This is a genomic window from Haematospirillum jordaniae (assembly GCF_001611975.1).
Taxonomy (GTDB): Bacteria; Pseudomonadota; Alphaproteobacteria; order Rhodospirillales; family Rhodospirillaceae; genus Haematospirillum; species Haematospirillum jordaniae.
In genome coordinates this window covers 722,478-747,628 of sequence record NZ_CP014525.1, presented here as the reverse complement: position 1 = coordinate 747,628, position 25,151 = coordinate 722,478, and the positions used below count along the sequence as shown (strand labels likewise).

The window sequence follows — 25,151 nt, the reverse complement described above, 5'->3', positions numbered from 1 at the left end:
ATGCCAGTGTGTGTGGTCTGTGGCGGTGGTGTTACAGACCCAGTGTTTACCGACAGTCAGGACTGCCATGAACCAGGGAATCGCGTTCATCGACATCATCTTTTTGGCCCTTGTCGCCGGGTTTCTGATCCTGCGGCTGCGCAGTGTTCTGGGCCAGAAAAACGGCAATGAGAGGCCGCGCGATCTGCACGGTCGTACGCTGGACCAGGATACCGGGGACAACGTGATCCCCCTGCCCGGTCGTTACGACAGCGACATCTCAGATGAAAGTCTGTCTGTTCCGGGGCTGGTGGATGTGATGAAGGCTGATCCTTCCTTTGTGCCCGAGGAGTTTCTTGGTGGCGCCCGGCGTGCCTTCGAAATGGTGATCGAAGCCTTTGCCCGCGGCGACAGGGAGACTCTGCGCTTCCTTCTGGCTGAGGACGTATACCGCAGCTTCGAGGGGGAAATCCAGACCCGGGAGAGCAAAAACCTGTTCCTGGAGACGGGACTTGAGTTTATCCGTTCAATTTCCTTCATAAAAGCTGAACTCGCCAAGGATGTTGTCTTGGTGTCTGTTCGCTTTGTAAGCGAGCAGATATCGGTCACCCGTGATTCGGAAGGCCGAATCGTCGAGGGGGATCCCAATGAGACGGTCGTGATTACCGATGATTGGACATTCATGAGGGATCCACGTTCTGATGACCCCAACTGGAAGCTGGTTTCAACAGCAGCTCCATCTGCCTGAATGGGTTTTTTCTATGACTGTATCTGTTCGTACCGTTCTACCCCGGCTGTTGGCCGGGGTTTGTCTGTTGGCCTTGGCTTCCTGCGGTGGTCGTGGGCCGGGTGAACCGCCTCCCATTCCCTCTGAACAGCATCTGAAGCCAGTGTCATTCTCGGCTCTTCCCGGTTGGGATCAGGATATGCAGGCAGAGGCCCTGCCCGCTCTCAGGCGTTCCTGCGATTCCTTCCAGCGTCGTCCTGATGCAAGCCGATGGGTTGGCCCCGGTTCCTTGGGGGGGACCGTAGAGGATTGGCAGCGGTTCTGTTCCGACCTGCATCGTGAATTCCCGCCCTCACGCTCCGCGTCTTCTGCTTCTGTCAGGGAATTTCTTGAGGCGCGTATGCAGCCTTGGTCTGTCAGTTCTTCCGGTCGTCCTTCCGGCACATTTACCGGGTATTATGAGGCGGAGCTGAAAGGATGCCTGAAGAAAACGCCGCGCTGTCAGGTGCCTCTTTATGGGCCTCCGCCGGGTGTTGTCACGGATACCAGGAAGGTTCCTCCCCTGCCCTCGCGCGCGGCAATTGAAAATGGTGCCCTGAACGGGCGTGCGCCTGTCCTGATGTATGCCGAAGATCCCGTTGATGTGCATATCATGCAGATACAGGGGTCGGGTCGCGTTATCCTGCCTGATGGCAAGGCGCAGCGGCTTGGTTTTGCCGGCAGCAACGGCCATGCGTTCAAGGGACTGGGTCGCATCTTGCTGGATCATGGCATTCTGGGGCCCGGGCAAGCTACCATGCCGTTCATTCGTGCATGGCTGAAGGAAAACCCGGATCGGGCGGGTGCCTTGATGCGTGAGAACCCGCGCTATACGTTCTTTCGCGTTATTCGCGGGGATGGGCCTGTAGGGGCTCTGTCGGTTCCCTTGACAGCCCGGCGTTCCATTGCAGTCGATCCGCGGTATGTTCCGCTTGGGGTGCCGCTGTGGCTCAATTCGGTCGATCCAGATCATAAACCCCTGCGCCGGCTTATGGTGGCACAGGACACAGGATCGGCCATCAAGGGCGTTGTTCGTGGTGATTTCTTCTGGGGTCCCGGTGAGCAGGCCCTAGCCAAGGCCGGACGCATGAAAAGCGCGGGAACTTGGTATTTGCTTTTACCCCGGCAGAGTGCGCCGAACCATTAATTTTCCCAGCCTGACAGAGAGATATATTCCATGAGACCTTCTGGCCGCCTTGCTGACCAACTTCGCCCCGTGACACTTGAGACCGGCTTTATCAAGCATGCAGAGGGGTCGTGTCTGGTCAAGTTCGGGGATACCCACGTTATTTGCACGGCCTCTGTTGATACCCGTGTTCCCCCTTGGTTGCGGGGACAGGGCAAGGGATGGATTACGGCAGAATATGGTATGTTGCCCCGTTCAACAGGAACGCGCACCGACCGTGAAGCTGCCCGGGGTAAACAATCCGGGCGCACACAGGAAATACAACGTCTGATCGGACGCTCCTTAAGAGCCGTAACAGACCTGTCAAAGATGGGCGAGATGCAGGTCCGGATCGACTGTGACGTACTTCAGGCGGATGGAGGAACCCGTACAGCCTCCATTACCGGGGCCTATGTGGCTCTGGCCCAGGCATTCCGTCATGCCTTGTCTGCCGGGCTTGTGTCTGCATTTCCCCTGACAGACAGTGTTGCAGCCGTATCGTGCGGCCTTGTGAATGGTGTGCCGGTTCTGGACCTAGACTATGCAGAGGATTCATCAGCCCAAGCCGATGCTAATTTTGTCCTGACCGGAACCGGGAAGGTGATTGAAGTGCAGGGAACAGCCGAAGAAGCGCCCTTTACCCGTGCGGAACTGGATGCCCTTATGGATCTGGCGGAAACAGGTGTGCGTGAGCTTGTCGCCTTGCAAAACCGGGCCTTGCTGGTGGAGGCATAAGGCATGGCTCGCCGGTTTGATGGTTCCCGGCTGGTTGTTGCCAGCCACAATGCTGGGAAGGTGCGGGAAATCCGTGACCTTCTTCGTGCCTTTCAGGTTGATGTTGTGTCCTCTGCTGATCTGGATTTGCCAGAGCCAGATGAGACGGCTTCAACATTTTCGGGTAATGCAGCCATAAAGGCACTGGCTGCAGCAAAGGCCTCCGGGCTTCCTGCCCTCTCCGATGACTCCGGGCTGTCAGTTTCTGCGCTTGGCGGCGAACCGGGGATTTACTCGGCCCGCTGGGCTGGCCCGGAGAAAGATTTTGCCGGTGCCATGCGTACCGTTCATGAGCGTCTGGGGGACCATCCTGACCGGTCAGCCTGCTTTGTATGCGCCTTGTGCCTAGCCTGGCCAGACGGGCATACGGAAACATTTGTCGGACAGGTCGATGGGTCCATCTGCTGGCCACCGCGTGGTGACCGTGGTTTTGGCTATGACCCGTTTTTTGTTCCGGACGGTGACAATCGTACCTTTGCCGAGTTTGTTCCGGAAGAGAAACATGCCATCAGCCATCGTGCCCGTGCATTCCAACAGCTTGTGAAGGCGTGCTTTGACTAACGTACCCTCGTTGTTTGGTTTGTATGTGCATTGGCCTTTTTGTGTGTCGAAGTGCCCGTACTGTGATTTCAATAGTCATGTTACCAATCATGTTGACCATGATCGTTGGTGTCAGGCACTGCTGCGTGAACTGGATTACTACGCGGCCCTGACCCCCGGGCGCGTGCTTGGCAGTATTTTCTTTGGCGGTGGCACGCCTTCGCTGATGGCGCCGCGTACGGTTGAGGCTGTTCTAGAGCGTGCTGCTGCCCACTGGACATGGGCTGAGGACATTGAACTGACGCTGGAGGCCAATCCAGGTGCCATAGACTGCGAGCGTTTCCAGGCTTTTCGGCATGCCGGTATCAATCGTGTTTCGCTGGGCGTTCAGTCCCTTGTGCCGGAAAGTCTTGGCTTTCTGGAACGTCGGCACGGTGTCCGTGAGGCACTGGAGGCTATCGAGACCGCAGCCCGGCTGTTTCCCCGCTTCTCCTTTGACTTGATCTATGCCCGGCCCGGACAGACCCCCGCACAGTGGGAGGCAGAGTTGTCACAGGCTCTTGATCTGGCTACGGGTGGTCATATCTCGCTGTATCAGCTGACCATCGAGCAAGGAACCCGTTTCCAGCAGGACGTGGCTCGCGGTGCCTTTACCCTTCCAGAAGATGATCTTGCGCTAGATCTATGGGCTGTTACCCATGCCCTGACCGCAGACCGTGGTATGCCCTACTACGAGGTTTCAAACCATGCGGTTCCCGGGCAGGAAAGCCGCCATAATCTCCTGTATTGGCTTGGTGGTGAATATGTTGGTATTGGGCCCGGTGCGCATGGTCGAATCTGTGTTGATGGGACGTTTCATGCAACACGCCAGCATCGTGCACCAGATGTGTGGCTGAAAACAGTTCTGCGTGATGGCCACGCAACACGGCAAAAGGAACCTCTGACGTCACGCGCGCGGGCTGAAGAGAACGTCATGATGGGCCTGAGGTTGCGTCGTGGTATTGACCCGGATGCGTTCCGCTTGGCCTGTCATGGCTTTGATGTCTCTGATCTTCTGGATGGGCCAATGCTTGCTTTGTTGCGTGCTGAAGGGCTTGTGGCAGATGGCTGGCCACTTCGGGTTACGGATCGTGGCATGCCGGTGTTGAATGCAATTATTGGGGCTTTGGTTCAATCATCGTGATGCGATGTCGTTTCACGTGAAACATCAGAGCCTGTTGCGGCGGAGAAGGATGTAAAAGGCCCCTTCTCCGCCATGCTCTGGCCTAGCTGTGCTGAACGACAGAATATGTGGCCGGATGCGGGTATCATTCAGCCAGCCGGGGAGAGCCCGTCGCAAAACTCCCTCGCCCCGCGTTCCCTTGCCGGTGATGACAAGAAGGCACCGGTAGCCGTTGCGTATTGCCCTGTTCATAAAATCCATAAGATTGGCGTGGGCTGTGTCTTTGCCCATACCATGCAGATCGATGCGGGCATCCACATGCATTTTGCCCCGTTTGAATTTCAGGGCTGTTCTATGGTCAACGCCTGGGCTTTTTCCGGGCTCTAGGGGTAGAAACGGTTTGTTTTTCTGCGTGGCTGCCCTCAACAAGGGGGGGGCCTGCGAAGGTGTGCTGGAAGGTGGTGTGCTTACGGGGCCGTCCATTTCCGGGGGACTTATTTCCGGTTCATTGGCTGTGACAAAGGGCAAGCGACCGGATATGGGATTGACCGTGCGGGCAATCTCCTCCCAAAGCCGGGCTTCATCCTGTGTCAGGGTACGCCGGTAATGCCGCCGCTTATTCGTGTCCATTGCCTCAGGCCGCTCTCTTCCTGCGGCGAGCTGTAACACGCATCGTTTACCGGGTCTATGTGCCGGATGGATTATGTCGGTCTGATCCTGCGTCCGGGCGTGGGTTGCTCATCGCCCGTGACGGCCTGTGACCGGACTGGTGGCACAAAATCCCCACTCCCTGACAAGGATGCCCTGAACGGGGCTCCCACGTCTTCGCCCGGTGCGGGTTTGGGAAGGTTGCGACGGACAAAAGAGCGCCAGTCCCCCTGTGGGGCCTCAACCATGGTTGTCGGGCGGTCCGTGATATAGAGAGCGAACCCCCCGAATTCCCACAGAGTTTCAAAGGCGGCGAAGCTATGACCGATAACACGGCGGGCACGATCGTGAATCTTGCGCTGGGTCCATGGGCGAAGCAGCACGCCGTAAAGCAGCATGGTAAACAGAAGTGCCATGGTTCCCGCAACAACACCCCCAAAGATGAGAACCAGAAGCGATACGATGACAGGAACCAAGAGTGGACCAATAGCCTCCCACGGATTGAAAATCGGGGAGGAAACGCCATTCAGCTTCCGGTAGTTGACCAGAAGCCCAATCATGTTGCGTTCGTGGGCGGCAACAATCCTGTTGTACAATTCTCTGTCTTCAGCGGTGTGGCGAACCATCTTTCCCCCGGCTTTTCCGGCATTCTGTCATGCAACGGATAAGAGCAATGTTTCACTGTTCACACCCCTACGCCAAGCTTTTTGTTTGTCGTGCAGCCGCTTCCCGGATCTGTTTATGTTACCTGAGTACTGCATGTTATATTGAAAGAGGGCGCATCTCCTGCCGGTACATTGACGTCGGGGGAGTGGCTGACTACATTCCAACACGTATGGGACCATTGTGTGGTACGGTTCCGGATTCGATGTAAAAGGTTCGGGCAAGGCCGTGAAAACCATGCTGCCAATAGCAGAGCTGAACGAGCGTAGCCGCGAGGTTTTGCGGCTGGTCGTTGAGTCGTGGGTCCATGATGGGGAGCCGGTTGGTTCCCGTACCGTGTCCCGTCGCCTGTCGGTTGGCTTGTCGCCGGCCAGCATTCGCTCTGTTATGGCTGACCTGGAAGATCTTGGGCTTCTGTATGCGCCTCATGTTTCGGCGGGTCGTCTGCCGACTGAACATGGTTTGCGTATGTTTGTCTCTGGCCTTCTGGAAGTCGGGCGCCTCAGTGATGACGAGCGCAGCCGTATTGACAGTCATTGTCAATCAACGGGCCGTAGTCTGGAGCAGATGCTGTCCGAGGCAACGACGGCGTTGTCCGGCCTGTCGCGTTGTGCCAGCTTGGTGCTGGCTCCCAAGACAGACAGCACTTTGCGCCATATCGAGTTTGTCAGCTTGGGCCCCGGGCGCGCCTTGGTGGTTATGGTGACCAGCGATGGTCTGGTCGAGAACCGCCTGATCGAGGTGCCGGCCGGTCTTCCACCCAGTGTTTTGCAGCAGGCCTCGAATTTTCTGTCGGTTCGTCTGGGCGGGCAGACCTTGGCTGATGTGCGCCGCCTTGTTTCTGCCGATCTTGACAGCCGGCGTGCCGAGCTTGACGAACTGACAGCCCGGGTTGTAGAGGCTGGTCTTGCGATATGGGGTGGTGACGAGGATCAGGGTGCGCTGATTATACGGGGGCAGTCCAACCTGTTGCAGGATGTGCATGCCATCGAAGATCTTGAACGTATCCGTTCCCTTTTTGAAACCTTGGAGGCACGTCAGCAAATGTTGCGCCTCGTGGATCTTGTGCAAACGGGTGAAGGTGTCCAGATCTTTATTGGTTCGGACAATGACCTGTTCGGGGCTGCGGGATGTTCCTTGATCGTGGCCCCCTATCAGAACAGCCGCGAACAGATCGTCGGGGCTATTGGGGTGATTGGGCCGACACGGTTGAATTATGCCCGTATTATTCCGATGGTGGATTATACTGCGCGGGTTATCGGGCAGCTTATTGGATAAAAAAGGTTGTGGTCTGCCGCGTGTGGGCCTGCCGGAGTATTGTATGGAAGAGACATGACCGAAGAGACTGACAAGACCATTCCAACCCCGGATACGGCACCTGATGCTGTTGTTCCGGAGACTGAAGACACAGGTCTTCCGGAAGCAGAGGGTGAAGCAGAAGCAACACCCGAGGCACGCATTGCCGAGCTGGAAACCGAGGTGGAACGCCTAAAAACGGAATATCTGCGTGCCTTGGCGGATTCCCAGAATACACGGCGTATGGCCCAGAAACAGATCGAGGACAACAATCGCTACGCGGTGACTAACTTTGCTCGCGATGTGTTGGCCGTTGCCGACAATCTGGGGCGTGCTCTTCTGGCTGCTCCGGTAGAGTCCCGGCAATCCAATGCAGATCTTGGAACCTTGGCGGTGGGGGTCGAGATGACGGAGAAGGAACTGTTGTCCGTCTTGTCCCGTCATGGCGTAACCCGGATTGAGAGTTTGAACTGTCCCTTTGACCCGCATCACCATCAGGCTATGCAGGAGGTCGAACGTACAGACGTCCCGACAGGAACCGTTGTTCAAGTTTATCAGGATGCGTGGACCCTGCATGATCGTCTGTTGCGTCCGGCCATGGTTGTTGTGTCCAAGGGCGGGCCAAAGCGTGATGATGCCCCTGCAGGCGGAGACGATGCGCCAGCGCCGGTTGGGCATGTTGACCAGTCTGTGTGATCAAGGCTCCCTGTTCTAGGATGCCTTGTTTGAAACCCCTGGCTCTGGTCAGGGGTTTTCTATGGAGTCCGATGCCCGAAGATTGCCGATCCGACCCGGACGTGGGTTGCTCCATATTGAATGGCTTCACTGTAATCAGCACTCATGCCCATGCTCAAGGTATGAAGCTGGTGACGTTGTGCTAGGGCCTGCATGATTGCAAAGAAAGGTCCGGACGGATGATTGACAGGGGGGATACACATCAAACCGGCTATTATCAGACCCTGCTTACGGCAATCTTGGATGAAGTCATCGGTCTGATCAGGTGCTATGCCGGCTTTCTGTGGTTCATTCCCGATATTGACCTGTACCAGACAGGGAAGAAAACGGTTCTGGCGCTTCATTTCTGTGGCAAGCGCCGTGGCAATCTTCGGGCGGTCCACTGTTTCAATAACGTCGAACAGGGCAACCGCTTCCCGGACCTTGTTCGACTGCAGAGGGCCGATCAGGTGGAGTTCAATGTCAGGGAAGCGGTTTTTCAATGCCGGCCATTTTGAAGAAGCCTCCTGAACCCTGTTCTCACCGAAAAGGCGTTGTCCGGCATCCAGAACCGGGGTAATGGCCGACGCGGAAAATGTTTTGGACACGGCAATCAGGTTGACTGATGCAGGGTCCCGCCCCGCTTCCAGCGCGTTGTGCGCGATCTGTTCCCGTACGGTGTGCCAGTGCTGTACCGTGTCCGGATGTCCCGGTAAAAGATCAGGGGAAGCCATGCGTGTTCTATCCTGATTCAAAGGAGTGTGTCGGCAGATGTCCTTTCGGACCCTAGCGATACAGGCTGCGAAACTCAATGCTTCTGCACGTGGAAACTGGCCTGCGGCATGTCCCGTGCCATGGCTTGTTTTCGTGACAGATCCACGTGTGGGGGATCCAGTCGCGATTGTACCCCGGCTTCCACCCGGCAGTGCGGTGATCATGCGCCATTATGATGACCGGTTTCGCTCTGATCTGGCCTTGCGCCTGCGCGATGCTACCCAGAAGCGGGACATCCGTTTTCTGGTGGCAGCAGACCATGATCTTGCCGTGTCCTGTGCTGCCGATGGCGTACATCTGCCAGAGGGCCTTTTACCCCGTGCCCTGTGTCCAGAGCTTGTTGATTGGCGTCGGGCTGGTGGGCTGGTGACAGCAGCCGTTCATTCACACCGGGCCTTGGTTATGGCGGGCAGGTTTGGCATGGATGCGGCACTGGTTTCACCTGTTTTCCCGACAGCCAGCCACCCGGGTGCCGCTACACTGGGGCTTTTCCGCTTCCGGGCCTTGGTCCAGAGATCCCGGGTGCCGGTTCTCGCCCTGGGGGGCATTTCGGCATCCACCCTGCCCCGCCTGTACGGAAGCGGTGCCTGGGGTGTTGCTGCGGTGTCTGCGCTGGCCTGAGCATGTTTCCTATAGCAGAAAAGGGCAGCCGAAGCTGCCCTTTCCCCATACCTGGAACCATTGCCGGTTATCAGGTGATACGCATCAGAATGCCAGGGACAGACCGGTAACGGCTACCCAGCCCTTGTTGCGATCGCTGGCTTTCTTGGAGTCCTTGTCTTCGAACTTGGTGTAGCCAACGCCACCAACCAGCATGACGCCCGGGCCCATGGTGTATTCAGAGGTCAGCTGGACAGCGCGCGAACGACGGCCCTTCTGGCTATCTGCCTTCAGCTCATCCTTCAGGTCAAGGTCGGCCTGCTTGAGGTCGAGGTAGGACACTGCAACACCAAACGGACCGGTCTTGTAGCCAACGCCAGCTTCCCAAGCGGAATGGTCAAAGGATCCCTTGACTTCCTTGTTGGGAGCTGTGGTGACGCCCAGCTTTTCCTTGATCATGTGGTAACCACCACCGACCGTCACGCCGGAGTAGGACAGGCTCAGGCCGGCCTGGTATTCGTTGTGGCCCTTGCTCTCCAAAACGTTATCGTTAATGGCTAGTTTTTCGGCCTTGAGTTTGCTGCCGCCATTCAGCCAGCCGATATCAGCCTGCACGCCAACGCCACCAAAGGTGTTGGCATAGCCAAGACCAACGCCATAGGCGCGGGCGATTTTTCTACCGGTTGGCTGCTTCTCGTCGTGCTTCTTCTGGTTGGTGTCCGGTATGTAGCTGGCACCAAGGGTGAAGCCGGCGATGGAAGGCGAAAGATAGCTGATGCTTTCCGTGCCATTGCCGGTGGTGATGTAGCTGGCGTCGATGTAGTCAGTCTGCTTCAGCAGCTGCGCGGCACGGTACATAGTTTTGTCAGCATCAGGCGCATCAGCTGCCGGCGCATCGCCAATAGCGGTCTTCGGCTTCAGAACCCAGTCGCCGCCGATCAGGCTGCCTTCCGAAATGCCGCCGCCGAACAGACGGTTGCCCATGTGCGGGGAACGGGCGGCCAAGGCGGTCATGGCGTTGTCGTCCACGCCGGCGATCACGGTACCGAATGCACCCCCCAGAGAGATGGCATACTTGGAGATATGATCATCGTTGGTGTTGTTTGTACCGCCGGCTTCCAGCTCATACTTCACGGAAACGGTCAGGCCGTTGTCCAGGGTGGTCTTGCCCTTGAAGTGGATTTCGTTGTCGCCCTTGACGTCGGCCGACATCGCGTCTTTTTTGATCGCGTTCAGGTAGCTTTTGCTCTGGGTCGCATAGCCAACGAACACGGAGCCAAAGCCGCCAACAGACAGCTGGATCGGTTCAGCAGCAATGGCGGAACCGGCAATGGCAGAAGCAGCGACAAGGGCGCTGGTGCCAACAAGAATTTTTTTCATAACAGTTCTGATCCCTGTCTATCTGGTTATGCATACACACCACACAACTGCCCTTCCAGACCGGAAAAGAGTGCATGCATGTAATGCAGTGACAGCTATCTAGGGGATCGGTGCGTGTACCGTCAATCGTGTAACAACGACATTACACACGTATTTTTATAAGTGTTGCAGATATAACACAGGCAAAAAACCAACAATATACATTCAAGTATATAATGCAGACGTTTGATTGTGTGTTGTGGCATAAACAAGGCAAAAAAAGGGAGCTGACGAGCAGCTCCCTTTCTGTTTTTCAGCCCGGCCCCGCCGTGGCAGGACCACGTTTTATCAGAACGCCAGTGACAGACCAGTCACCGCAACCCAGCCGCTGTTCTTGCCGAGTTTCCGCTGATCTGCCGTCAGGCCGGCGTTACCGCTGATGGTCTTGTCATCGTACTTGGCATAGCCCAAGCCACCGACCAGCATGACGCCCGGCCCCATGGTGTATTCCGAGGTCAGCTGGACAATCCGGGTCTTATCTTTGCCCGAGGAGGCTGTCGATGCAATGACCGGAGTTGTTGTGGTAATGTTCCTTTTCTTGTCTATTGATGTTTCAGTATAGCCAAGCGCAATTCCATACGGGCCACTCTTGTAGCCAACGCCTACTTCCCAAGCATCAGCATCGCTTGTGACAACTTTTGTTGAGGTTGCCGCCGGAGTTCCGGTTGCTGTGCTGTAGTCTTGGTCAATCAAGCGATAGCCACCGCCAATCATGAACCCGCCATAGGACAGGTGTAGGCCGGCTTGGTATTCGTTATGGCTGTCTGCATCGGGATGATCACCGGTCAACCAGCCGATGTCGGCATTGACGCCCAGATCACCGAACTTGCCGGCATAGGCCAAGCCAACACCATAGGCATCCAAGGTGTTTTTACCAAAAGGCTGGTCTGCCTTATTACGCCCTTGTTTGGCATCCGGCACATAGGTTGCGCCAAGCGTGAAGCCAGCGATAGCCGGGGTCAGGTAGCTGATTGATTCGCTGTCACCATTGGTGTCAACGTATGTGGTGTAGCCTCCTGCTGCGCCCTCTATTGTCACGGCTGTTGGGGTTGAGGCCGTATCGACGGCTGCGAGCGACTTTGGCTTCAGGATCCACAGACCTTCGACCATGTCACCATCCGACAGGCCGGCGCCAAGCAGGCGGCCACCCATGTGGGGGGCGCGGTTGGCAATGGCGGCCAAGGCATTGTCGTCAGCCCCGGCAATGATGGTCCCGAAGGCCCCGCCTAGGCTGATGTGGTATTCATCCACAACCTTGCCGGAAGGATCCTTGCCGCCGGCTTCCATTTCTACCTTGAAGCCAACGGTCAGGCCGTTGTCGAGCGTGCTCTTGGCTTTGAAGTGCAGTTCGTTGTCGCCCTTGACATCGACAGCGCTGACTTCAGTACTGCTGTCTCCGAAATCACGCAGACCCTTCAGGTACTTGTCTTCCTGGGAGGCATAGCCGACAAAAACGGAACCAAAGCCGCCGACAGACAGCTTCAGCGGCTCTGCCGCATTGGCCACACCGGCCAGAGCGGAGGCCGCAACAAGGGCACTTGTGCCGATAAGGATTTTTTTCATTGTTTCAACATCCCTGAATCTGGTTGGCCGGAACCCCGGCATTGCGCACGCGCGCGTTCCATACAGGAGAACATTTCAGGCCTTTTTTCCGGGTGGCAGCCCAAACGAAAGCAGGGCGCAGGACGGAAACCTTCCCCCGAAGGTGGGATTATCAATACATCCATACCGTGTTGCGTCAACACATTGCACGCGAAATTGTGCTTATTTATCCACACTGTGGCCTTTGCGCAACGCTTTCTGTCGCCCCCGCAATATGAACAGGATAGGCACCATGAATCCTTGGGCGCGAAAGTTCTGTCCGTGCAGACAGTTTTTCCGTTCCCCCTTTCTCGCAAGGACTGGTATAAGGGCGGGTATCACCGTCTGCGGCCCTGTGGCCCGGGCCCTGACCCGACAGCAAGAGTTTACGGATCGCTATGAAACGTATCGATAATATCCTTACCGGTTCTTCTGCTCGCGCCTGCCGCGGCCGGCAGTCCATGGCCACTGTGCTCCGCGCCGGGCTGATTGCGCTTGCCGCATTGACCTTGACCGCCTGTCAGGGAACCGATGTTGACAGCCGCCCCTATGAAAAGCGTGCCGATGGCAGCTGGGGCCGTGGCGAGGAAGAGCGTGACACCATCTTTGGCAAGGGTGGTATCAACCTGCTGGGCGGAAAGTCCAAGGATGCAGATGCCGGCGGGGCCGGTGTTGCTGTCAACGCGTTCCTGTGGCGTGCGTCTCTGGACACGGTTTCGTTCATGCCCCTGTCTTCGGCGGATCCGTTTGGTGGCGTCATCATCACGGACTGGTACACGCCCCCGGAAACGCCGGACGAGCGTTTCAAGCTCAATGTCTACATTCTTGGGCGTGCGCTTCGCTCTGATGGTCTGAAGGTTTCGGTCTTCCGTCAGGAACGCGGCCGTTCCGGGCAGTGGGTTGATGCCGCTGTTGCCCCCGCCGTGACGACCGAATTCGAGAATGCAGTCCTGACCCGTGCCCGCCAGCTGCGCAGCGCGGCTGGTTCCTGAGATCTTTTTGTCTTTGTCTGTTGAACGGGGGATGGGCCGGTCGTCGCTGTGCGGCTTTGCCCTCCCCGTTTTCCGTTTTTCCTGTTGCCCCGGCTGTGGTGTTCTGCTTTGCCCGGCGGTATGCAGGACAGAAATACTGCAAGGCTGATACGTATGACACGCCCGGATCGCTACAATATCAAGGAAACGGAACAGAAGTGGCAGAAACGCTGGGAAGACCGGCGTTGCTTTGAAGCCCGCTTGGACCCGTCGCGCCCGAAGTACTATGTCCTAGAAATGTTCCCCTACCCTTCGGGGCGTATCCACATGGGGCACGTCCGGAATTATACCCTTGGCGATGTTGTCAGCCGGTTCAAGCGGGCGCGGGGATACAATGTGCTTCACCCCATGGGCTGGGATGCCTTTGGCTTGCCCGCCGAGAACGCGGCGATTGAGCGTGGTGCACATCCCGGTGCCTGGACCATGCAGAACATTGACGCCATGCGTGCCCAGATGAAGCCGATGGGTCTTTCTGTTGACTGGCAGCGCGAATTCGCGACCTGCTCGCCGGACTACTACCGCCATGAACAGAAGATGTTCCTAGATTTCCTGAAAGCAGGCTTGGCCTACCGCAAGGAATCGTGGGTCAACTGGGATCCGGTGGACAATACGGTGCTGGCTAACGAGCAGGTGGTGGATGGTCGAGGCTGGCGTACCGGTGCTCTTGTGGAGCGGCGCAAGCTTAGCCAGTGGTTCTTGAAGATCACCCATTTTGCAGACGAACTTCTGGACAGTCTGAAAACGCTGGATCGCTGGCCGGACAAGGTCCGCACCATGCAGGCCAACTGGATCGGGCGGTCCGAGGGTGCGAGGGTGCGTTGGCCCGTACAGGGCCGGGATGATGTGATTGATGTTTTCACAACCCGTCCGGATACCCTGTTCGGGGCCTCTTTTGTTGCCCTCTCGGCGCACCATCCTTTCACGACCTCTTTGGCGGAGGGAAGCCCGGACCTGAAAGCATTCATTGCTGAATGTGATCGTCTTGGAACGTCGGAGGAAGCTGTCGAGACAGCCGAAAAGAAGGGCTTCGATACGGGGCTGCGTGTTGTACATCCTCTTGATCCGTCATTGAGCATCCCGTTGTATGTGGCCAATTTTGTGCTGATGGATTATGGCACTGGTGCTGTATTCGGCTGTCCTGCCCATGATCAGCGCGATATGGATTTTGCCCGCAAGTACGGCCTCTCTGTTCGGACTGTTGTAGCCCCCGCTGATGGCGATACCGTTGCCTTTATCGCGTGTCAGGACCAAGCTTCCGAGGCATGGACCGGTGACGGGGTGATGGTCAATTCATCATTCCTAGATGGCATGGATACGGTTGCCGCCCGCAGGGCTGTGATTGCGCGGCTCGAAGAATTGGGAGCCGGCGAAGGGACTATCCAGTATCGTCTTCGCGACTGGGGTGTTTCGCGTCAGCGGTACTGGGGCTGCCCGATACCTGTGATCCATTGTCCGGCGTGTGGTGCTGTCCCGGTGCCTGATGCTGATCTTCCGGTGCGTTTGCCCGATGATGCCTCCTTTGACAAACCGGGTAATCCACTTGAGCATCACCCGACATGGAAGCATGTTGCTTGCCCTTCGTGCGGAACGGCTGCGCAGAGGGAAACGGACACCTTCGATACGTTCTTCGAATCGTCTTGGTATTTTGCCCGCTTCTGTGACCCCAAGAACAGCACGGAAGCCTTTGCCCGTGAGCTAGTCCGTTATTGGTTGCCGGTTGACCAGTATATCGGCGGGGTGGAGCATGCTGTGCTCCACCTCTTGTATGCCCGTTTCTTTACTAGGGCCCTGAAGGCCTGCGGGTATCTGGATCTTGATGAACCCTTTGATGGACTGTTTACCCAGGGCATGGTTTGCATGGAGACCTACCGGTCTTCTGATGGCCGTTGGCTTGAGAGGGGTGAGGTCGACAGGGCGCCGGATGGGTCTTTGGTGTGCGTGGCCGATGGTAAGCCCATTGTGGTCGGCCGGTCCGAAAAGATGTCCAAGTCAAAGAAGAACGGTGTTGATCCGGACAGCATTCTTGGAGCTTATGGGGCGGATGCTGCCCGTTTGTTTATGCTCTCGGATTGTCCGCCAGAACGTGATTTTGACTGGAGTGATGCCGGTATCGAAGGAGCCTGGCGCTTTGTCAACCGGCTGTGGCGTATGGCTGGTGAAGCTATGGCTGTGGATGCAGCCCCTGCCCTTCCCGTTGATACATCCCCCGCCGGGTCTCTGGTGCGCTTTACGCACAAGACGATAGCCCAGGTTACTGAAGATCTGGAACGGTTGCGCTTCAATACGGCGGTTGCCCGTGTCCGTGAGCTGGTTAATGCTGCTGCCGCTTTGGACAAGGGAGATGGTCAGGCCTGTGCCGCTTTCCGGTTTGCTGTGCAGACGGCCGTACACTTGCTGGCGCCGATGACCCCCCATATTGCGGAGGAACTTTGGGAAGAGTTCGGGTATACTGCCATGCTGGCTGAATCACCATGGCCTGTTTTTGATCCGGCGCTCCTGGAAGATGAGACGGTGACCATGGCGGTGCAGGTTCGGGGTAAGTTGCGGGGTACGATTGAAGTTGCCCGCTCGGCCTCCGAGGAAGAAATCCAGTCTATAGCCTTGGCGCTGGACACGGTTCAGGCTCAGATTGCCGGGCATCCTGTGCGGAGGGTTGTCATTGTTCCGGGCAAGATTGTCAATGTGGTGGCCTGATCGAACCAAAGCGGTACGGGCTGGTGTCTTGGCTTGTACCCTGTTGCTGGCCGGTTGTGGCTTTTCGCCCTTGTATTCGGCGGGAGAGACCCAGGATGCGGGAGTAGCCAAGCAGCTGGCCGCAGTGGATGTGGGTGTTATCGAAAACCGGGGCGGGCAGATTTTGCGCAATGCCTTGGAGCGGAAGCTGGAACGTGCTGGCAGCTCTGTTCGCAAGCGCTATAAGCTTGATGTCACGGTAACGGAGAGTCGTTCGGACCAAGCCTTCCAGAGGGGAGGATTTGGTACCCGGGCGTCCCTTCGGACTGTTGCGAGTGCTGTGCTGGTTGAGATTCCCGGGGCGCGCCAAGATCAGGTTGTCCCGGAAGACCGGACGGGGAAGACAAAAATTCTGTGGCGTGGTTACTCCCAGGCACTGGTGGCTTGGAACCTGTTGCCCGAGAACTATGCTGCGGTTGTGTCCGAGCGTGATGCCAGGACCCGTGCCATGGAGCAACTGGCCGATGATATTTCGCGGTCTTTGGCTGTTTACTTCTCTTCCGGGGTTTCCGGCGAACGGGACCCGGTACCGTGAAAATCAGCGCAGAGCGTGCGGATGCCTTCTGCCAGCGGCCAGACGTGTGTGTCCGGATAGTTTTGCTCTATGGTCCGGATGAGGGGTTGGTGCGCGAGCGTGCCCAGGCTCTGGTGACGTCTGTTGCTGGGGATCCGGGTGATCCATTCCGGGTTTCAGAGTTATCCTGCTCGGCGGTTGTAAAAGACCCTGCCCGGTTGGGTGAGGAGATCTCTGCCCTCTCATTAACTGGGGGGCGGCGTGTTATCCGTGTCCGTGATGCTGGTGATTCCTTGTCCAAGGGCTTGGCTGACTTGGTGGAAGACTGGAGAGGTGATTCTCTTGTCGTTCTTCAGGCCGGCCCCTGCGATGCCAAGTCATCCCTGCGCCGCTTCTGCGAGTCCCATGCGCTGGCTGCTGCCGTGCCTTGCTATCTGGACGAAGGTGCTGCGCTGGAGGCTGTGATACGGTCGCATATTACGCGTTCTGGTTTTGAGGTATCCCGCGATGCTATGGCCTGTCTTCTGGCTTGCTTGGGCGGCGACCGTTCGGTGACCCGGCAGGAACTTGAGAAGCTGATTCTGTATGTTGGTGCCAGTAGTGGTACGGTAATACAAGTGGATGATGTTCTGGCCTGCATTGGCGATGCGTCGGCCTTGGCTATTGATGATTTCCTGTTTGCTGTGGCCGATGGAGATATTACAGGCTCGCAACGTCTCCTAGACCGGCTTTCAGGGGAGGGCGTTGTGGGAGTATCCTTGTTGCGGGCTGCCGTGCGTCATTTCCAGCGCCTGCATCTGGTTGGCGGGGCTTTGGCTGCCGGGTATGATCGCGACCGGGCCTTGGGCTTGTTAAAGCCGCCTGTGTTCTGGAAGCTGAGGGCACGTTTTCTCGCCCAGCTTGCCCGGTGGTCGCCGAATCGAACCGTTCGCGCCCTTGATCTTTTGCTGGAGGCGGAGATGAACTGCAAGACAACCGGCATGCCAGAGGTTGAGATTATAGCGCGGGTTTTCCTGCAACTGTCCCAGGCCGCAAGGGTCAGGGCAGCGTAGTAGCCTTCCCGGCCTGTTTTTGTAGCCGGGAGTTGATTGTCCACAAAGCGGAGATAAAGCCGCAGATGACGTACGTTGTTACCGAGAACTGTGTAAAGTGTAAGTACACCGACTGTGTGGAGGTGTGCCCTGTTGATTGTTTTTACGAGGGTGAGAATATTCTGGTTATCAATCCGGACGAATGCATAGACTGCGGTGTTTGCGAACCGGAGTGTCCGGCTGAAGCTATTTTCCCTGATTCTGAACCAAGAGCAGCCGAGTGGGCTGAGTTCAACCGGGAGCAGTCAAAACTCTGGCCCAACCTTACCCGCAAGAAGGACCCCCTTCCTGACGCGGATCAGTGGCAGAACAAGCCGGGAAAAAAGGATATGGTTAGCTTGAAGCCGGGGGGATAAATATCCCCTCTTTCTTGCGTATTGGCCTTCCTCTGCGTTGGATGCATGCCACCTATGCATAATTGAAACCTATTGATTTGTATGGACTTATTCCGAGCGGTATTATTCCCCTACAGAATCTATTGCATTTTCGTCTGACGTTGCAGGGCCGTTCGTGGTATAAACACTGCCGTTAACCCGGGTTGCGGCCGGGTCTTTGTTTCTCGCCTTTGAATTTTACGTTCTTAGCCCGGAATATTCCGGGTTCTTCTGGTTTTGGGCTTCTGGCGGCCATGATTACCGGCTTTCTCCGCTGTTGGTGGAAGCCGGGCAGGTGTGGTTTTTCCGGGCCCCGTCTGTTTTTGTGAAGCGACTTCAGGCACCGCTCGTGCGGTTGGTGCTGAACGTTTGTATTTGAGAAAGAGAGAACAAGAATGTCCAACCTGACCTTTGCTGCCGGTGATTACGTCGTGTACCCTGCTCATGGCGTGGGCAAGGTTCTGGAAATCGAGAAGCGGGTTATTGGTGGTCAAGAGCTGGAGCTGTTTGTCATCAGCTTCGAGCGTGACCGGATGATTCTTCGGGTTCCGCTTGCGAAAGCCAAGGCATCGGGATTGCGGCGTCTTTCAACCCGTAAAACCATGGATACAGCTTTGACCACGTTGACCGGGCGTGCCCGGATTCGGCGCGCGATGTGGAGTCGTCGGGCTCAGGAGTACGAGCAAAAGATCAATTCAGGTGATCCGGTTGCGATTGCCGAGGTTGTGCGGGACCTGTACCGGAATGCCAACCAGCCGGAACAGTCGTACTCCGAGCGACAGATCTATGAACAGGCGCTGGAGCGGCTTTCCTGTGAGCTTGCTGCCCTGGAACAGATTGAAACCGATGCGGCGGCGGCCAAGCTGGAAAAGCTCCTTCTTGCAGCCTGATTCGTTTTATCCTGCCGTTTTTTGATCAGGTGCGCCCGCTGTACTCAAGCGGGCGCTTCCGTTTTTGGGGAAGGCGGGGCATAGTCCGCGAAATTGGGCAAAGAGTGAGGGTACGCGATGACCGGGGCGCTTCCGTTCCGAAAGATGCATGGTCTGGGGAATGACTTTGTTGTCATTGATGCCCGCAGGGATCCGGTTGCTCTTGACCCTGGCATAATTGCCTGCCTTGGTGACCGTCGGTATGGCGTGGGGTTTGACCAACTTGTGGTCCTAGAGCCTACGCAGCATCAGGCGGCTTCTGTTTTTATGCGTATCTTCAATCCGGATGGATCCGAAGCTGGGGCTTGCGGTAATGCCACACGGTGTGTTGCAAGCGTCCTTCTGGATGAAAAGCCTGATCTATCCGCCGTCCGGATCCAGACCCACGCCGGATTGCTGGAGGCTTTCCGTGATGTGTCAGCGGGCGGTGTTGTCGTCGATATGGGAGCCCCGTTCCTAGATTGGCAGTCTATTCCCGTGTCCGAGGCGGTTGACACGCTGGAAGTTGCCCTGTCCGTCGGCGATCTTTCCCGTCCATCCTTGGTGTCGATGGGAAATCCCCACGCTGTTTTCTTTGTCTCCCGTCTTGACGATGTGCCCCTTGCTGTTCTGGGGCCACGTATCGAGAACCATCCGTTGTTCCCGGATCGTACCAATGTTGAAATTGTCGAAGTCTGCTCCCGTGATCATCTCAAGATGAGGGTTTGGGAACGTGGCGCTGGTCTAACGCCTGCATGTGGATCGGGGGCTTGTGCTGTGCTGGTGGCCGCTGTGCGGCGGGGGCTTGCCGATCGTCGGGTCTGTGTTGTTTGTGATGGGGGGGAATTAACCGTTGAGTGGCGTGAATCCGATGGCCACGTTCTGATGGGCGGGCCGGTTGCTTCCGTGTATACCGGTCTTCTTGATGAGGCCTTTACAAGATGACAGAATCCCTTGCCGTTGATGTATCCCGTGCTGTTGATTCACGTGACGAGCCGCACCTTGTAACGTTCGGGTGCCGGATGAATACCTATGAGTCCGAGGTGATGCGCGAGCATGCGCGCGCCGCAGGGCTGGGCAATACCGTTATTGTCAACACCTGTGCCGTCACGCGGGAGGCGGAGCGCCAGGCCCGGCAGGCTATTCGCAGGTTGCGCCGGGAGAACCCCGGGGCGCGCATTGTGGTGACGGGTTGTGCCGCCCAGCTTGATCCCGACAGCTTTGCCAAGATGCCCGAGGTTGACCGTGTTCTGGGGAATGCCGAAAAATTGAAGGCGGAGAACTGGCGCTTTGGTGCCAACCAACCGGTTCTGGTTGATGACATCATGACGGTCAGGGAAACAGCCGGCCATCTTCTGGGGGGATTTGAGGGGCGTGACCGTGCTTTCATCCAGGTCCAGCAGGGCTGTGATCATCGTTGTACGTTCTGCATTATCCCCTTTGCTCGTGGTCCCAATCGTTCGGTTGCCCTTGGCCCTATTGTCGAGCAGGTGCAGCAGCTGGTTAACAAGGGGTACCAGGAGATCGTGCTGACCGGCGTGGATATCACCGCCTATGGTCAGGATCTGCCGGGCAAGCCCCCCCTTGGGCAGATGGTGCGTCGCTTGCTCCAGCTGGTGCCAGATCTGCCGCGTCTGCGTCTGACATCCTTGGATCCTGTTGAGATCGATCCTGATCTGGTTGATCTCTTTGGTTCCGAGCCTCGCCTGTTGCCTCATGTCCATTTGTCGGTTCAGGCTGGTGATGACATGATCCTGAAGCGGATGAAGCGCCGGCATCTTCGGCAGGATGTGCTGGATGTATGTGCGCTGCTGCGTAGCCGGCGACCGGATGTCGTGTTCGGAGCTGATCTGATCGCGGGGTTCCCGACCGAAACAGAGCCCATGTTTGACAACACCTTGCGTTTGGTGGAAGAGGCAGGGCTGACCTATCTGCATGTTTTTCCCTATTCTGTTCGTCCGGGGACACCTGCTGCAAGGATGCCTGCTGTGCCTAGTGATGTGATCCGCGCCCGTGCAGCCCGCCTTCGTGAAGCGGGAGCTTCTGCCCTGTCGTCCTTCTTGGAGAAGCAGGTGGGGCGTACTCTCTCGGTTCTTTTCGAAACCGAAACAAGTGGCCATTCGGCCGAGTATGCGCAGGTGCGTGTTGCAACGCCGGTCCAGCCCGGGGTTATCCATGCGGTCCGGATCATATCTTCGTCCGGGGTTGGTCTTGAAGGAACGATTGTCTGATGAGTGAGCATGATGTGTCGGTGCAGCGCAAAAGCTGGTTTGGGCGGCTTTTGGGGCGTGGTGACAGCAAGGTGTCTTCCTCGGAGCTTGATCAGAGCGTCGGGGCCGATCAGGCATCTGTTCAGCCTTCCCAGCCAACCGATACGGAAGCACCGGTTATTCCTGCTGCTGATCCTGTGCCTCCGTCTCCGTCTCCGTCCGGAAAGGGCTGGTTGCAGAGGCTGCGTGACGGGTTGTCCCGTTCTTCGGAGCGTCTTTCTTCCGGAATTGGTGATCTTTTCCTGCGCCGGCGTCTGGATGACCAGGCTCTGGAGGACTTGCAGGATCTGTTGATTACCTCTGACATTGGCGTTGCTACAGCGACCCGCTTGACCGAGGTCTTGGCCCGGGAACGATTTGGCAAGGATGTGACATCGGAAGAGGTACGCTCCGTGCTGGCCGGTGAAATGATCCGCATCCTTGAACCCGTTGCTGTTCCCTTGGTTCCGGATTCTGCGTGTCGGCCTTTTGTGATCCTAGTTGCCGGGGTTAACGGGGCTGGTAAGACGACGACAATTGGAAAGTTGGCCCGCCAGTTTCGGGATCAGGGTTTGTCTGTGACCCTGGCGGCAGGTGATACCTTCCGGGCTGCGGCCGTGGAACAGCTCAAGGTGTGGGGAGAGCGTACAGGCTGTCCGGTTGTGGCCCGCGATTCCGGTGCCGACGCGGCGGGTCTGGTTTTTGATGCCCTGCAGGAAGCACGTGCCCGTCAGGATGACGTACTTTTGGTTGATACGGCAGGCCGTCTGCATAACAAGGTTGGCCTGATGGAGGAGCTGGCAAAAATTCGCCGGGTTCTGTCCCGTATTGACGCACAGGCTCCGCACAGCACGCTTTTGGTTCTGGATGCAACGGTTGGCCAGAATGCCCATCAACAAGTTGAAGCATTCCGCCGGATGGTGGATGTCAGCGGGCTTGTCCTGACCAAGCTGGACGGAACAGCCAAGGGTGGCGTTGTGGTGTCCTTGGCGGCAACGTACGGGTTGCCGGTGCACTACATTGGGGTTGGAGAGACAGCCGAGGATCTGCGGCCGTTTTCTGCGACGGATTTTGCCCACAGCCTGATGGGGCTTTCAGATCACGGCTGACTTTTATACCTGAATATCTTCCGGATCTGTTTTGGTATCAAAATGAACCAGGATCGTGAAGTCATCGGGCAGGTAGTCCTCTTCCAGACGCACTGATCCTTGCCCCCCTCTGTCCTGGATCCATGCATGTGCTCTGTCCAACCACGGGGCTGGGTCCGCATAGAACATAGGGCGTTTTGTTCTTGCCCTGTGATGCAGAAGATTGAAAGCAAGACCTTTTCTGCATGTTCCGGCAAAGCGGTCCAAGCTGTTCCTTACATACTCTTCCCAGACTTGGGGAGGTGTGTTGTCATGGAAATTGAAGGTTCCAGACACAAATCCATAGTCAACGCTTTCTGTGTTTCCCCTCGCAAGAACGAAACGCGCCCGTGTATCGTGGCCCGTGCGTTGCCGGGCGAGGGTTATCATTTCTGTTGAGATATCGTAGCCGATATAGCGGACAACGGGTGGTGTCTTGTGATCCTTGATCCTATCCCACAGGGCACCCCACCCGCACCCCAGATCGCTGACAGAGACGGGGGTATCCGGGGCTGCGTGATCCAGAAGGGAGAGGAGAACATCAAACCGCCGGTGCTGAACCTCTTCGGTAGACCAGCCTACCCCAAGAGGCGTATCCCCCTGAACCCGTACAACCCGCCCGTACCGGGTGGCAATGGCCCGTACAAAGGGGGGCAGGCTTGGGAATGCAGCCCCGGTCATGAGATTGACGGGTCTGTTTTTGCAAGGCGTTGCCGGATGTGCTCAAGCAACCCGCTGCAGCCGTCTTCTATCATCTCGAACACTTTCTCAAAGCCGTCCGGCCCGCCGTAGTAGGGATCGGGAACATCATCAAGTGACCGATTGCGGGCAAATTCAAGAAGCCGCCGTATCTTGTCCGGCCCTACGTCCTGCGGCCTGATTGTGTGGAGCATTTTCTCGTGGCTGCGATCCATGGCAATGATCAGGTCAAAGGCCCGGAAATCGTCAGGTCTGACCTTGCGTGACCGGATTGTTGACAGATCCACGCCACGCTGGGCTGCTGTTTCGCGGGACCGTGCATCGGGATACTCACCAACATGGGCTGCTGTTGTTCCAGCTGAGTCTGTCCGGATATACTGGCTCAACCCTTCTCGTTCCACCAGCGTGCGGAAAACCCCCTCGGCTGTTGGTGAGCGGCATATGTTCCCCGTGCACACAAACAGGACGCACATATCGTGGCGGGATGATTCCTTGTCCTGAAGGGGCATTGTCTTCGTCTCTCTTCTTGCGTTTCCTGCGCTATGGATTACGCCCCAAGCTAGGATCCATCTGTTTGACCCTTCACAGGGCATACCCCGTCTGACGCTCCTTCGACCCATCGGGCGATAACGCTGCGCAAGGCACCGTCATCCCATGGCATGGCTGTTTCCTGATTGTTCGGAAAACCCGGAACCGGATCCGCCGTCAGGCTGAGCACGGATGCAAAGCGTTGCCCGTTGGTCTCGTTGACAAAGATTTCCAGACGGGGAAATGGATCGCCGCCGTTTGAAAACGTATTTGTCCCGTATGTGATGGCAAACCCGCGTGTGCCGAACAGGCTTGGAGCCCGGTGAGCAATGCGACCCTTACGGCAGAATGTTGATTTCTCGAGAAGGGATGATGCTACCTCTGATTCTGTTGGCAAACCAACAGCATCGTCCAGTCCCGCAACGCCGGATACGACATCAGGAACAGGTGCCGTTCCCTGATGTGCATCCGCCTGCTGGGGCGGGGCCGACACGGCTGCTGTGCCGTGTGCCGTTTTGGCCTCTTTTGGTGGTGAGGCTTTCTCCGGCTTGGCCGGTTTTTGTTCCTTCACCTCAGCAGCTTGTTCTGCTGCCTGTGTCTCAGGTTCTGCATTGGCCGATGTTGCTTCGGGCGGTGGTGGCGGTGGGGACAAGGCCGAGACCATGGACGGAATCGCCGGTTCCTCTTTCTTGGGGCCCAGATCGATAAAGAACACGGCCAGACCGGCCACCACCGCTGTCAAAACAAACGCGGCGAGCCAACCAAACAACCCGGATGATGTACGCTCTTCTTCCATAGAGCCGATATTTCACGATGTTATGGCGCTTGTCACGTCTTCAGGGTGTGCGTCCCGAAGCTTGGACAAGTACTGCGGCCGAGTTCCGCAATTCCGCCCGTTCCACGTCATCCAGTTTTGGCATCAGGGTGCCGGCGATACCCTTGGCGCCGACAAGCCGGGGCAGGGAAAGAGCCACGGGTCCGATACCTTCCACGCTGTCCTCGACGCGGGATACCGTCAGGATGGCATCCTCGTCAGCGCGGATAGCCTGGATAATACGCGCAAGCCCGCCACCGATGCCAAACCACGTTGCTCCCTTGCCTTCAATGATCCGGTATGCGGCCCGCCGTACGCCGCCATCAATGCGTTGACGGACATCCTCGCTCAGTGGACGTCCGACCTGTTGCGCGACATCAGCCAGCGGCACACTGCCTGCCGATGCGGATGACCAGCATAGAACTTCGGAGTCGCCGTGCTCCCCCAGAACCCATGCATGGATGGAGCGCGAGCAGATTCCCAGATGCTCCCCAAGAAGCGCACGGAAACGGGCGCTGTCAAGAATCGTACCTGATCCAATGACCCGGTCACGGGGAAGACCGGACAGGCGCCATGCCACCTCGGTCATGACATCAACCGGATTTGTAGCAATCAAGAGTACCGGATCGGGGACGACATTCAGGATTGCCGGAATAATATCGGCAAAGACGGCTGTGTTGCGTTCCAGAAGTTCCAGCCGTGTTTCAGTTGGCTTCTGCGTAACGCCGGCAGTAATGATGACAACACCGGCCCCGGCCAAGTCTGACCAGCTTCCCGCCCGCACGCGCGCGGCGTGGGCAAATGGTGTTGCATGAAGAATGTCTTGGGCCTGGGCTTCGGCCATCCGTGCATTGTGATCTACCAGCACGATCTCACTGGCATCACCCCGCATCACAAGGGCATAGGCCGCTGCGCTGCCGACCATCCCGGCGCCGATGATTCCGACCTTCATCACAAATCCCTATAAATTATGTGTGTACAGGGGAGGACGTAGCACAATCT

26 protein-coding genes are annotated in these 25,151 nt (G+C 57.2%); 17 read left to right on the top strand and 9 right to left on the bottom strand.

The features are described 5' to 3' along the window. Positions 1-67 precede the first annotated feature (67 nt). Genes AY555_RS03715 through hemW form a run of 5 tightly spaced genes read left to right on the top strand, consistent with a single transcriptional unit; the run spans position 68 to position 4,407 of the window. The gene (locus tag AY555_RS03715; RefSeq protein WP_066133626.1) at positions 68-727 is read left to right on the top strand and encodes a Tim44/TimA family putative adaptor protein; all 660 of its coding nucleotides are present in this window, start codon (positions 68-70) and stop codon (positions 725-727) included. Between the two features lie 13 nt (positions 728-740). Continuing rightward, on the top strand, positions 741-1,892 hold the full coding sequence (mltA, locus tag AY555_RS03710; RefSeq protein WP_066133623.1) for a murein transglycosylase A: 1,152 nt from the start codon (positions 741-743) through the stop codon (positions 1,890-1,892). A 30-nt stretch (positions 1,893-1,922) separates the two neighbouring features. Continuing rightward, positions 1,923-2,645, top strand: coding sequence for a ribonuclease PH (gene rph / locus AY555_RS03705; protein WP_066133621.1), 723 nt, complete (start codon positions 1,923-1,925; stop codon positions 2,643-2,645). A 3-nt stretch (positions 2,646-2,648) separates the two neighbouring features. Further along, on the top strand, positions 2,649-3,245 hold the full coding sequence (gene rdgB, locus AY555_RS03700; RefSeq protein WP_066133618.1) for an RdgB/HAM1 family non-canonical purine NTP pyrophosphatase: 597 nt from the start codon (positions 2,649-2,651) through the stop codon (positions 3,243-3,245). Between the two features lie 25 nt (positions 3,246-3,270). Further along, positions 3,271-4,407, top strand: a complete 1,137-nt coding sequence (gene hemW, locus AY555_RS03695; RefSeq protein ID WP_322099092.1) for a radical SAM family heme chaperone HemW — start codon at positions 3,271-3,273, stop codon at positions 4,405-4,407. A 24-nt stretch (positions 4,408-4,431) separates the two neighbouring features. Here hemW and AY555_RS03690 read toward each other — a convergent pair whose 3' ends face one another. Both AY555_RS03690 and AY555_RS03685 read right to left on the bottom strand, forming a co-directional pair. Beyond that, the gene (locus AY555_RS03690) at positions 4,432-5,016 is read right to left on the bottom strand and encodes a Smr/MutS family protein (RefSeq protein ID WP_066133612.1); all 585 of its coding nucleotides are present in this window, start codon (positions 5,014-5,016) and stop codon (positions 4,432-4,434) included. A gap of 71 nt (positions 5,017-5,087) precedes the next feature. Further along, positions 5,088-5,660, bottom strand: a complete 573-nt coding sequence (locus tag AY555_RS03685; protein WP_066133609.1) for a hypothetical protein — start codon at positions 5,658-5,660, stop codon at positions 5,088-5,090. A gap of 274 nt (positions 5,661-5,934) precedes the next feature. On the opposite strand from AY555_RS03685, the gene hrcA reads away from it, so the two are divergent. Together hrcA and grpE are read left to right on the top strand one after the other, a co-directional pair. Next, the gene (hrcA, locus tag AY555_RS03680; protein ID WP_066136489.1) at positions 5,935-6,975 is read left to right on the top strand and encodes a heat-inducible transcriptional repressor HrcA; all 1,041 of its coding nucleotides are present in this window, start codon (positions 5,935-5,937) and stop codon (positions 6,973-6,975) included. 54 nt (positions 6,976-7,029) lie between these two features. Further along, positions 7,030-7,689, top strand: coding sequence for a nucleotide exchange factor GrpE (grpE, locus tag AY555_RS03675; protein ID WP_066133605.1), 660 nt, complete (start codon positions 7,030-7,032; stop codon positions 7,687-7,689). Positions 7,690-7,748: 59 nt separating this feature from the next. Here grpE and AY555_RS03670 read toward each other — a convergent pair whose 3' ends face one another. Beyond that, the gene (locus AY555_RS03670; RefSeq protein WP_066133602.1) at positions 7,749-8,441 is read right to left on the bottom strand and encodes a YggS family pyridoxal phosphate-dependent enzyme; all 693 of its coding nucleotides are present in this window, start codon (positions 8,439-8,441) and stop codon (positions 7,749-7,751) included. Positions 8,442-8,478: 37 nt separating this feature from the next. Here AY555_RS03670 and AY555_RS03665 point away from each other — a divergent pair, with 37 nt between their 5' ends. Further along, positions 8,479-9,102 carry a thiamine phosphate synthase gene (locus tag AY555_RS03665; protein ID WP_066133601.1) on the top strand — a complete coding sequence of 208 codons (624 nt, stop codon included), beginning with the start codon at positions 8,479-8,481 and terminating at the stop codon, positions 9,100-9,102. Positions 9,103-9,186: 84 nt separating this feature from the next. On the opposite strand, the gene AY555_RS03660 is transcribed toward AY555_RS03665, so the two are convergent. Together AY555_RS03660 and AY555_RS03655 are read right to left on the bottom strand one after the other, a co-directional pair. After that, positions 9,187-10,461, bottom strand: coding sequence for a porin (locus tag AY555_RS03660; RefSeq protein WP_066133598.1), 1,275 nt, complete (start codon positions 10,459-10,461; stop codon positions 9,187-9,189). A gap of 327 nt (positions 10,462-10,788) precedes the next feature. Then, the gene (locus AY555_RS03655; protein ID WP_082812053.1) at positions 10,789-12,063 is read right to left on the bottom strand and encodes a porin; all 1,275 of its coding nucleotides are present in this window, start codon (positions 12,061-12,063) and stop codon (positions 10,789-10,791) included. 416 nt (positions 12,064-12,479) lie between these two features. On the opposite strand from AY555_RS03655, the gene AY555_RS03650 reads away from it, so the two are divergent. The 9 genes from AY555_RS03650 (at position 12,480) to ftsY (ending at position 22,090) form a co-directional block, all read left to right on the top strand. Further along, entirely contained in the window at positions 12,480-13,073 is a 594-nt protein-coding gene (locus AY555_RS03650) for a DUF3576 domain-containing protein (RefSeq protein WP_082811842.1), read from the top strand. Positions 13,074-13,226: 153 nt separating this feature from the next. Next, a complete protein-coding gene (leuS, locus tag AY555_RS03645) occupies positions 13,227-15,806 on the top strand; it encodes a leucine--tRNA ligase (protein WP_066136484.1) in 2,580 nt (859 codons plus the stop codon). Beyond that, positions 15,793-16,380: an LPS assembly lipoprotein LptE gene (gene lptE / locus AY555_RS03640; protein WP_066133590.1), complete on the top strand. Its 588-nt coding sequence runs from the start codon at positions 15,793-15,795 to the stop codon at positions 16,378-16,380. Before leuS ends, lptE begins: the two co-directional genes overlap by 14 nt. Continuing rightward, positions 16,377-17,411, top strand: coding sequence for a DNA polymerase III subunit delta (gene holA / locus AY555_RS03635; RefSeq protein ID WP_066133587.1), 1,035 nt, complete (start codon positions 16,377-16,379; stop codon positions 17,409-17,411). The genes lptE and holA overlap by 4 nt, the downstream gene beginning before the upstream one ends. Positions 17,412-17,476: 65 nt before the next feature. Beyond that, a complete protein-coding gene (gene fdxA / locus AY555_RS03630; RefSeq protein WP_066136481.1) occupies positions 17,477-17,806 on the top strand; it encodes a ferredoxin FdxA in 330 nt (109 codons plus the stop codon). Between the two features lie 413 nt (positions 17,807-18,219). Beyond that, on the top strand, positions 18,220-18,714 hold the full coding sequence (locus AY555_RS03620; protein WP_066133581.1) for a CarD family transcriptional regulator: 495 nt from the start codon (positions 18,220-18,222) through the stop codon (positions 18,712-18,714). 117 nt (positions 18,715-18,831) lie between these two features. Further along, entirely contained in the window at positions 18,832-19,677 is an 846-nt protein-coding gene (gene dapF, locus AY555_RS03615; RefSeq protein WP_066133575.1) for a diaminopimelate epimerase, read from the top strand. Then, positions 19,674-20,963: a tRNA (N(6)-L-threonylcarbamoyladenosine(37)-C(2))-methylthiotransferase MtaB gene (gene mtaB, locus AY555_RS03610; RefSeq protein ID WP_066133572.1), complete on the top strand. Its 1,290-nt coding sequence runs from the start codon at positions 19,674-19,676 to the stop codon at positions 20,961-20,963. The genes dapF and mtaB overlap by 4 nt, the downstream gene beginning before the upstream one ends. Continuing rightward, positions 20,963-22,090 (top strand): signal recognition particle-docking protein FtsY, encoded by a 1,128-nt coding sequence (gene ftsY / locus AY555_RS03605; protein WP_082811841.1) that lies wholly within the window; start codon positions 20,963-20,965, stop codon positions 22,088-22,090. Before mtaB ends, ftsY begins: the two co-directional genes overlap by 1 nt. Before the next feature lie 3 nt (positions 22,091-22,093). Here the strand turns inward: ftsY and AY555_RS03600 are convergent, their stop codons facing one another. From AY555_RS03600 to AY555_RS03585, 4 genes are read right to left on the bottom strand one after another with little or no spacing between them, the layout of a single operon-like run. Further along, entirely contained in the window at positions 22,094-22,789 is a 696-nt protein-coding gene (locus AY555_RS03600) for a class I SAM-dependent methyltransferase (RefSeq protein ID WP_066133569.1), read from the bottom strand. Continuing rightward, the gene (locus tag AY555_RS03595; RefSeq protein WP_245176948.1) at positions 22,786-23,316 is read right to left on the bottom strand and encodes a low molecular weight protein-tyrosine-phosphatase; all 531 of its coding nucleotides are present in this window, start codon (positions 23,314-23,316) and stop codon (positions 22,786-22,788) included. The genes AY555_RS03600 and AY555_RS03595 overlap by 4 nt, the downstream gene beginning before the upstream one ends. A gap of 50 nt (positions 23,317-23,366) precedes the next feature. Next, positions 23,367-24,131, bottom strand: coding sequence for a hypothetical protein (locus AY555_RS03590; protein ID WP_066133566.1), 765 nt, complete (start codon positions 24,129-24,131; stop codon positions 23,367-23,369). A 40-nt stretch (positions 24,132-24,171) separates the two neighbouring features. Next, positions 24,172-25,101 (bottom strand): L-lactate dehydrogenase, encoded by a 930-nt coding sequence (locus tag AY555_RS03585; RefSeq protein WP_066133563.1) that lies wholly within the window; start codon positions 25,099-25,101, stop codon positions 24,172-24,174. Between the last annotated feature and the right edge of the window lie 50 nt (positions 25,102-25,151).